The organism is Streptomyces sp. B15 (genome assembly GCF_018070605.1).
In the GTDB taxonomy this organism is placed as follows: Bacteria; Actinomycetota; Actinomycetes; order Streptomycetales; family Streptomycetaceae; genus Streptomyces; species Streptomyces smyrnaeus.
In genome coordinates this window covers 1-8,567 of sequence record NZ_JAGPXJ010000161.1, presented here as the reverse complement: position 1 = coordinate 8,567, position 8,567 = coordinate 1, and the positions used below count along the sequence as shown (strand labels likewise).

The 8,567-nt window shown below is 70.8% G+C and carries 8 protein-coding genes; 7 read left to right on the top strand and 1 reads right to left on the bottom strand.

Annotated features, from left to right (window positions below):
• From KBY19_RS34920 to KBY19_RS34890, 7 genes are all read left to right on the top strand, one after another.
• The coding region (locus KBY19_RS34920; RefSeq protein ID WP_210967438.1) for a DUF5941 domain-containing protein at positions 1–1,542 on the top strand (1,542 nt) is incomplete at its 5' end.
• The gene (locus KBY19_RS34915; protein WP_185018571.1) at positions 1,539–2,276 is read left to right on the top strand and encodes a sugar phosphate nucleotidyltransferase; all 738 of its coding nucleotides are present in this window, start codon (positions 1,539–1,541) and stop codon (positions 2,274–2,276) included. The genes KBY19_RS34920 and KBY19_RS34915, both read left to right, overlap by 4 nt.
• Positions 2,264–3,325: an iron-containing alcohol dehydrogenase family protein gene (locus tag KBY19_RS34910; protein ID WP_210967437.1), complete on the top strand. Its 1,062-nt coding sequence runs from the start codon at positions 2,264–2,266 to the stop codon at positions 3,323–3,325. The genes KBY19_RS34915 and KBY19_RS34910 overlap by 13 nt, the downstream gene beginning before the upstream one ends.
• Positions 3,303–4,082 carry a CDP-alcohol phosphatidyltransferase family protein gene (locus KBY19_RS34905; protein WP_099886912.1) on the top strand — a complete coding sequence of 260 codons (780 nt, stop codon included), beginning with the start codon at positions 3,303–3,305 and terminating at the stop codon, positions 4,080–4,082. Before KBY19_RS34910 ends, KBY19_RS34905 begins: the two co-directional genes overlap by 23 nt.
• A gap of 49 nt (positions 4,083–4,131) precedes the next feature.
• Entirely contained in the window at positions 4,132–5,004 is an 873-nt protein-coding gene (locus KBY19_RS34900) for a glycosyltransferase family 2 protein (protein WP_099885311.1), read from the top strand.
• Positions 5,005–5,071: 67 nt separating this feature from the next.
• Positions 5,072–6,025 carry an ABC transporter permease gene (locus tag KBY19_RS34895; RefSeq protein ID WP_099885312.1) on the top strand — a complete coding sequence of 318 codons (954 nt, stop codon included), beginning with the start codon at positions 5,072–5,074 and terminating at the stop codon, positions 6,023–6,025.
• Positions 6,012–6,857, top strand: coding sequence for an ABC transporter ATP-binding protein (locus KBY19_RS34890; protein WP_099885313.1), 846 nt, complete (start codon positions 6,012–6,014; stop codon positions 6,855–6,857). Before KBY19_RS34895 ends, KBY19_RS34890 begins: the two co-directional genes overlap by 14 nt.
• A gap of 92 nt (positions 6,858–6,949) precedes the next feature.
• On the opposite strand, the gene KBY19_RS34885 is transcribed toward KBY19_RS34890, so the two are convergent.
• Positions 6,950–8,567, bottom strand: a 1,618-nt coding sequence (locus KBY19_RS34885; RefSeq protein WP_210967436.1) for an MMPL family transporter, incomplete at its 5' end; no start/stop codon positions are given.

Genomic DNA, 8,567 nt, shown 5'->3' with positions numbered 1-8,567 from the left:
GGTGTGCTCGGTGTCACCCCCGAGGCGCGGCGCGCGCTGCCGCCCGGCCTGACGGGCGGTCCCCAGGAGGCGGCCACCGCCCTGGAGGCGGCAGGCGTCGAGATCCACCGGCCCGAGCTGGGGACTCTCGTGGCGACGGTGCCCGCCGACGAGACGGCCCGCAAGGAGGCCGAGGCCGCCGTCGCCGCCGTCGACGACGAAGCCGTCCGGCTGCGTTCCGCGGTCAAGTCCCGCGACGGCTTCTTCACCACCTTCTGCGTCAGCCCCTACTCGCGCTACCTCGCCCGCTGGTGCGCCCGCCGCGGACTGACCCCCAACCAGGTCACCACGGCCTCGCTGCTCACCGCGCTGATCGCCGCGGGGTGCGCGGCGACGGGCGAGCGGTGGGGCTTCGTGACCGCCGGGGTGCTGCTGATCGCCTCGTTCGTGCTGGACGCGACGGACGGCCAGCTCGCCCGCTACGACCTGCAGTACTCCAAGCTCGGCGCCTGGCTGGACGCCACCTTCGACCGGGCCAAGGAGTACGCCTACTACGCGGGCCTGGCGCTCGGGGCCGCACGCGGCAGCCATGACGACGTGTGGGCGCTCGCGCTCGGCGCCATGCTGCTGATGACCGCACGGCACACCGTCGACTTCTCCTTCAACGAGGCCGCGCGCGACGAGGGCGCCACCACCAGCCGCACCGCCGCGCTCTCCAGCCGGCTGGACAGCGCGGGGTGGACCGTGTGGGCCCGGCGGATGATAGTGCTGCCCATCGGGGAGCGCTGGGCCCTCATCGCCGTGCTGACGGCCGCCACCACACCGCGCATCACCTTCCTCGTACTGCTCGTCGCCGGGGCCCTCGCCGCCTGCTACACCACGGCAGGCCGACTGCTGCGCTCCCTGCACCGCAGGGCCCGCACCGACCGCGCGGGCGAGGGGGTCCGCGCGCTCACCGACAGCGGCCCCCTCGCCGAACTCGGTGCCCGGCTGCTGCGCCCGCTCCCGCTGCCTCCGGCTGCCGCGCCCGCCGTCGCCTTCCTCGGCGGTGCCGTGATCCTCGCCACCGCGTGGGCCGCGCCACTGGGCAGCCCCTGGCCCGTACCGGCCGCCGCGGTCTACGCCCTGTGCGCCGGGGTCGCCCTCGCGAGGCCCCTCAAGGGCCCCGTCGACTGGCTGCTGCCCCCCTTCTTTCGTATCGCGGAATACGGCACGATCCTGGTGCTGGCCGCCCGTACGGAGACCGACGGCGCGCTTCCCGCGGCATTCGGGCTGGTGGCGGCTCTCGCCTACCATCACTACGACACGGTGTACCGCATCCGCGGTGGCACCGGAGCGCCTCCGCACTGGCTGGTGCGGGCGGTCGGGGGGCACGAAGGACGGACCCTGCTGGTCACCGTCGCCGCGGCCCTCTGGCTGGGCGGCGGAGGCCGCACACAAGGCTTCATCTTCGCGCTGACCACGCTCGCCGTGGTCATCGCGGCCGTGGTGCTCGTCGAGAGCATCCGTTTCTGGGTGTCGTCGCAAGCACCCGCAGTACACGACGAAGGAGAACCCGCATGATCGGCCTCGTGCTGGCCGCCGGCGCCGGACGGCGTCTGCGCCCCTACACCGACACCCTGCCCAAGGCCCTGGTGCCCGTCGATGGCGAGACCACCGTCCTCGACATCGCCCTGGCCAACTTCGCACAGGTCGGTCTCACCGATGTCGCGGTCGTCGTGGGCTACCGCAAGGAAGCCGTCTACGAGCGGCAGGCCGAGCTGGAGGCCAAGCACGGCGTCAAGCTCACCCTGATCGACAACGACAAGGCCGAGGAGTGGAACAACGCCTACTCCCTCTACTGCGCCCGGGACGTCTTCAAGGAGGGCGTGCTGCTCGCCAACGGCGACACCGTGCACCCCGTCTCGGTCGAGCAGACGCTGCTGAACGCGCGCGGTGACGGCCAGAAGATCATCCTGGCTCTCGACACCGTCAAGGACCTCGCCGACGAGGAGATGAAGGTCGTCGTCGACCCCGCCAAGGGCGTCCAGCGCATCACCAAGCTGATGGACCCCGCCGAGGCGACCGGCGAGTACATCGGCCTCACCCTGATCGAGCCGGAGGCCGGCGCCGAGCTGGCCGACGCGCTGAAGGCCACCTTCGAGCGCGACCCGCAGCTCTACTACGAGGACGGCTACCAGGAGCTGGTCAACCGCGGCTTCAAGGTCGACATCGCCCCCATCGGGGACGTCAAGTGGGTCGAGATCGACAACCACGACGACCTCGCCAAGGGCCGGGAGATCGCATGCCAGTACTGACCCGCCTCATCCCGTCGCCGGTCGTCGTGGACATCAGCCGCGGCGCGCTGGACGACCTGGCGGGCCTGTTGGCCGATCAGCGGATCTCCACCAACGGCAAGCTCGCCTTCGCCATCAGTGGCGGCTCCGGTGCCGCGCTGCGCGAGCGTTTCGCACCTCTGCTGCCCAACGCCTCCTGGTACGAGGTCGGCGGCGGCACGCTGGACGACGCGATCCAGCTCGCCGACGCGATGAAGTCCGGCCGCTACGACGCGGTGGTCGGGCTCGGCGGCGGCAAGATCATCGACTGTGCGAAGTACGCGGCGGCCCGGATCGGCCTGCCGCTGGTGGCGGTGGCCACCAATCTGTCGCACGACGGACTGTGCTCACCGGTCGCCACCCTCGACAACGACGCGGGCCGCGGCTCCTACGGGGTGCCCAACCCGATCGCCGTCGTCATCGACCTCGACGTCATCCGCGAGGCCCCCGAGCGCTACATCCGCTCCGGGATCGGCGATGTGATCTCCAACGTCTCGGCCGTCAAGGACTGGGAGCTGGGGCACGAGGTGCGCGGCGAGGCCATCGACGGGCTGGCCGCCGCCATGGCCCGGCAGGCGGGAGAGGCGATCCTGCACCACCCGGGGGACGTCAGCGACGACAACTTCCTCCAGGTGCTCGCCGAGGGTCTGGTGCTCACCGGAATCTCGATGTCGGTGGCCGGGGACAGCCGTCCGGCCTCGGGCGCCTGCCACGAGATCAACCACGCCTTCGACCTGCTGTACCCCAAGCGTGCCGCTCCGCACGGCGAGCAGTGCGGCCTCGGCGCCGCCTTCGCCACCTATCTGCGCGGGGACAAGGACACGGCCAAGCTGATGGTCCAGGTGCTGCGCCGGCACAGGCTTCCGGTGCTGCCCGCCGACATCGGCTTCGACCCGGACGAGTTCGTCGAGGCCGTCGCGTACGCGCCGCAGACCCGCCCCGGGCGGTACACGATCCTGGAACACCTCGACCTGTCCACCGACCAGATCAGGGACGCGTACGCGGACTATGCACAAACCATCGGTAGCTGAGCTGCGGCCGGTCGTCCACCCCGCCGGGGTGAAGGACCGGCGAAGCGGTGAGCACTGGGCCGGCCGCCTCTACATGCGCGAGCTGTCGCTGCGCGTCGACCGGCACCTGGTGAACACCCGGATCACCCCCAACCAGCTGACGTATGTGATGACCCTCGCCGGGGTGCTGGCGCTGCCGGCGCTGCTGGTGCCGGGGATCGTCGGCGCGGTGCTGGGTGTGGTGATGGTCCAGCTCTACCTGCTGCTCGACTGTGTCGACGGCGAGGTGGCCCGCTGGAAGAAGCAGTTCTCGCTGGGCGGGGTCTACCTGGACCGCGTCGGCGCCTATCTGTGCGACGCGGCGGTGCTGGTCGGCTTCGGACTGCGCGCCGCCGACCTGTGGGGCGGCGGCCGGATCGACTGGCTGTGGGCCTTCCTCGGCACGCTGGCCGCGCTCGGGGCCATCCTGATCAAGGCGGAGTCCGACCTGGTGGGCGTCGCCCGCCACCAGGGCGGGCTGCCGCCGGTCAAGGAGTCGGCGTCCGAGCCGCGCTCCTCGGGGCTGGCGCTGGCGCGCAAGGCCGCCGCGGCGCTGAAGTTCCACCGGCTGGTGCTGGGGATCGAGGCGTCGCTGCTGATCCTGGTGGTGGCGGTCGTGGACCAGATCCGCGGCGATCTGTTCCTCACCCGGCTCGGTGTCGCGGTGCTCGCCGGCATCGCGGTGCTGCAGACGCTGCTGCACCTGGTGTCCATCCTCGCCTCCAGCAGGCTGAAGTGACCGCTGAAGTGACAGGAGGCGGGAAGAAGTGACGGAGGGCGGGAAAGCGATGCGACTGGGTGCCGTCGTACTCACCATGGGCAACCGCCCCGAGGAGCTGCGCGCACTGCTGGAGTCGGTCGCCAAGCAGAACGGTGAGCCGATCGAGGTCGTTGTGGTGGGTAACGGCGCGCCGTTGCCCGAGCTGCCGGACGGTGTACGGAAGGTCGAGCTTCCGGAAAATCTCGGCATCCCCGGTGGGCGGAATGTCGGTATCGAGGCGTTCGGTCCCTCGGGTGCCGAGGTGGACGCGCTGCTCTTCCTGGACGACGACGGGCTGCTGCCCTCCTCCGACACTGCCGAACTGGTGCGCGAAGCGTTCGAGGCCGACCCGAAACTCGGCATCGTCAGCTTCCGCATCGCCGACCCGGACACGGGCGTCACCCAGCGCCGCCACGTGCCCCGGCTGCGCGCCTCCGACCCGATGCGCTCCTCGAAGGTCACCACCTTCCTCGGCGGCGCCAACGCCGTGCGCACCAAGGTGCTGGCCGAAGTCGGCGGCCTGCCCGACGAGTTCTTCTACGCCCATGAGGAGACCGACCTGGCCTGGCGTGCGCTCGACGCCGGCTGGGGCATCGAGTACCGCGCCGACATGGTGCTGCACCACCCGACCACCGCTCCCAGCAGGCATGCCGTGTACCACCGGATGGTGGCCCGCAACCGCGTCTGGCTCGCCCGCCGCAACCTTCCCGCGCTGCTCGTCCCCGTCTACCTGGGCGTGTGGCTGCTGCTCACGCTCGCCCGGCGCCCCTCCATGCCGGCGCTGCGGGCCTGGCTGGGCGGCTTCAAGGAAGGCTGGACCACGCCCGCGGGAGCCCGCAGGCCGATGCGGTGGCGTACGGTATGGCGTCTGACGCGGCTGGGACGCCCGCCCGTGATCTGACAAGCTCGTCCCTGACGAGCATCAGCCCCGGATCCACTTGCGCAGTGTGAGGACGAAAGTTTCCAACGTGAGCGAGACAACCCACGACAGCGCCGACAGCTCGGTCGGCGTGCTGCCTCCGCCGTCACCGGACGACCGTCTGACTCCGTCCGAACTCGCGGCCAAATACGGCCTGTCGGTGAGCGGAGCGCGCCCCTCGCTGTCCGACTATGTGCGGCAGCTCTGGGCGCGGCGGCATTTCATTCTCGCCTTCTCCCGGGCGAAGCTGACGGCGCAGTACAGCCAGGCGAAGCTGGGCCAGTTGTGGCAGGTCGCCACACCGCTGCTGAACGCGGCCGTCTACTACTTCATCTTCGGTGTGCTGCTCGGTGGCCGGGACGGCACCCCGGGCGGCAAGGACAACTACGTCCCGTTCCTGATCACCGGGGTGTTCGTCTTCACCTTCACCCAGACCTCGGTGCTCAACGGGGTGCGGGCGATCTCCTCGAACCTCGGGCTGGTGCGCGCGCTGCACTTCCCGCGCGCGGCACTGCCGATCTCGGTGGCGCTCCAGCAGCTCCAGCAGCTGCTCTATTCGATGATCGTGCTGGTCGTCATCCTGCTCGGGTTCGGTGAGCTGCCGCGGCTCTCCTGGCTGCTGATCCTCCCGACGCTGGCCTTCCAGTTCGTCTTCAACACCGGACTGGCGCTGATCCTGGCCCGGCTCGGCAGCAAGACGCCCGACCTGGCACAGCTGATGCCGTTCATAACCCGCACCTGGATGTACGCGTCCGGTGTGATGTTCCCGCTCAAGTACATGCTGGAGAAGCGGGCGAGCGCTCCGGGCTGGCTGGCCGACCTGCTGCAGGCCAATCCCGCCGCGGTCTACATGGACCTGATGCGGTTCGCCTTCATCGAGGAGTACCCCGGCAGCCAGCTCCCCCCGCACGTCTGGGCGCTCGCGCTGGGCTGGGCCGTGGTCGTGGGCATCGGCGGATTTGTTTTCTTCTGGAAGGCGGAGGAGCGTTATGGCCGTGGCTGAGCAGACCGAGCAGAGCGGAGCGTCCGCCGAGTCCGGCACCAAGACGGAGGCGGAGGCGGCGCAGACTCCGGGCCCCTGGGTGCCCACCGTCATCGCCGAGGACCTGCACATCGTCTACCGCGTCTACGGCGGCTCCAAGGGCAAGGGCAGCGCCACCGCGGCCCTCAACCGGATCGTCCGCCGCAAGCCGGGCGGCGGCATGCGCGAGGTGCACGCGGTGCGGGGCGTCAGCTTCACCGCGTACCGGGGCCAGGCCATCGGCCTCATCGGCTCCAACGGCTCGGGGAAGTCCACGCTGCTCAAGGCCATCGCCGGGCTGCTGCCGGCCGAGAGCGGCAAGGTCTACACCGACGGTCAGCCCTCGCTGCTGGGCGTCAACGCGGCCATGATGAACGACCTGACCGGCGAGCGGAACGTCGTTCTGGGCGGCCTGGCGATGGGGATGTCCCGCGAGGAGGTCGCCCGTCGCTACCAGGACATCGTCGACTTCTCGGGCATCAACGAGAAGGGCGACTTCATCACCCTGCCGATGCGGACCTACTCCTCCGGCATGGCGGCCCGGCTGCGCTTTTCCATCGCCGCCGCCAAGAACCACGACGTCCTCATGATCGACGAGGCGCTGGCGACCGGTGACAAGAGGTTCCAGAAGCGCTCCGAGGCCCGCATCCGCGAGCTCCGCAAGGAAGCCGGCACGGTTTTCCTCGTCAGCCACAACAACAAGTCCATCCGCGACACGTGTGAGCGGGTGCTGTGGCTGGAGAAGGGCGAGCTCATGCTGGACGGGCCGACCGAAGAGGTCCTGAAGGAGTACGAGAAGTTCACCAGCAAGTAGCTGGTGGGCCTCTGCCTGGCGCAAGCCGAAGCGGCCCGCACCACCGGTGGCCACCCGTGGAGCGGGCCGCTTCGGTGTGAGCGGGCCCCGGGTCACACCCCGGTACGGGCGGGCTCCCGCTCGTCGGGCCGCCCGTGCGGCGGCTCGGCGGTATCGGGGTCCGCCCCCTCGCTCAGCCCGGCCTTCGCATGCACCCTGCGCAGCAGGGCCGGGGCGTACCAGGCCGTACGGCCGAGCACCCGCATCGCGGCCGGTACCAGCACCCCGCGGACCGCCACCGCGTCGATGAGGATGGCCAGGCCGCTGCCCAGGCCGAACATCTGGATGAAGGAGACGCTGCTGGTGGCGAAGGCGAAGAAGCTGACCGCCAGCAGTCCGGCCGCCATGGTCACGATCCGTCCGGTGCGGGAGAGCCCGCCGGTCACCGCCTCGCGGTTGTCGGCCCCGGCGTCGTGCAGCTCCTTGATGCGGCTGGTCACGAAGACCTCGTAGTCCATGGACAGGCCGAAGACGATGCAGAACATCAGCACCGTCATGGAGGTGTCCATCGGCATCGGGGTGAAGCCCAGCAGCGAGGAGAGATGCCCGTCCTGGAAGATCCACACCATCGCGCCGATCGCGGCGGTCAGGCTGACGGCGTTCAGCACCAGGGCGCGCAGCGGCTGCATGACGCTGCCGGTGAACAGGAACAGCAGCACGAACGTCGAGACGACGACCCAGGCCACGGCGGCGGGCAGCTTGTCGGCGATGGCCTTCTTGGAGTCGATCAGCTGCGCGTCCTGGCCCCCGACCAGGGTCTTGGCACCACCGGGCCCCGACAGGTCGCGGATCTCGCGTACGAGGTCCTGCGCCTTGCCCGAGGCGGGTGTGAGGCCGGAGGTGACCGTCAGCCGGTGGGTGCCGTTCTGCTCGAAGGCGGCACTCGCGGCGCCCGGCGCCCGTACCGAGCGCCCTTGGGCGTAGGTGCCGGTGGCCGCCTGGACACGGGTGACGCCCTCCAGCCGGGAGAGCCGTGCGGCGTAGCCGTCCACGGCCTGGCCGGTGGTCCGCCCCTCGACGACGATCGAGACGCCCGCCGCGTCGTTGCCCGCGAAGTCGTGCTGGATCGCGGTGGAGACCTGCCGGCTCTCGGCGCTCTCGGGGAGCACCCGTGCGTCGGGGGTGCCGAACGTGGCGCCCAGCAGCGGGCTCGCGGCCAGCAGGAGTACGGCCAGCACCGGCAGCGCGGTCAGCGCGGGCCGCCGCATCACCGTGCGGGCCAGCTTGCCCCACAGCGGGGCCTCCGGCTTGCGCACCGCGTCCGCCCAGGGCAGCCGCCCCTTGTTGACGCGGGGCCCGAGCACCGCCAGCAGCGCCGGGACGATCAGCAGCGCGGAGAGCGCGGCGATGGCGACCACGCCGATGCCGGCGTAGGCGAAGGAGCGCAGGAAGAACGGCGGGAAGAGCAGCAGTGCGGCGAGTGCGGCGACCACGGTGGCGGCGGAGAACAGCACGGTCCGGCCCGCCGTGCGCACGGTGGTGCGCAGCGCCTGTGCCGTCTCGTCCCCGGCGCCGAGCCGCTCGCGGAAGCGGCTGACGAGCAGCAGGCCGTAGTCGATGCCCAGCCCGAGGCCCAGCGCGGTGGTGAGGTTGACCGCGAAGACGGAGACGTCCGTGATGCTGCCGCTGGCCATCGGGCTCGTCGCGATCCTGGGCACGTTCGCAGAGCTG

Bases quoted from the DNA above. Each gene is read 5' to 3' on its own strand.
- KBY19_RS34915 (WP_185018571.1), top strand. From the start codon at position 1,539: ATGATCGGCCTCGTGCTGGCCGCCGGCGCCGGACGGCGTCTGCGCCCC.
- KBY19_RS34910 (WP_210967437.1), top strand. From the start codon at position 2,264: ATGCCAGTACTGACCCGCCTCATCCCGTCGCCGGTCGTCGTGGACATC.
- KBY19_RS34905 (WP_099886912.1), top strand. From the start codon at position 3,303: ATGCACAAACCATCGGTAGCTGAGCTGCGGCCGGTCGTCCACCCCGCC.
- KBY19_RS34900 (WP_099885311.1), top strand. From the start codon at position 4,132: ATGCGACTGGGTGCCGTCGTACTCACCATGGGCAACCGCCCCGAGGAG.
- KBY19_RS34890 (WP_099885313.1), top strand. From the start codon at position 6,012: ATGGCCGTGGCTGAGCAGACCGAGCAGAGCGGAGCGTCCGCCGAGTCC.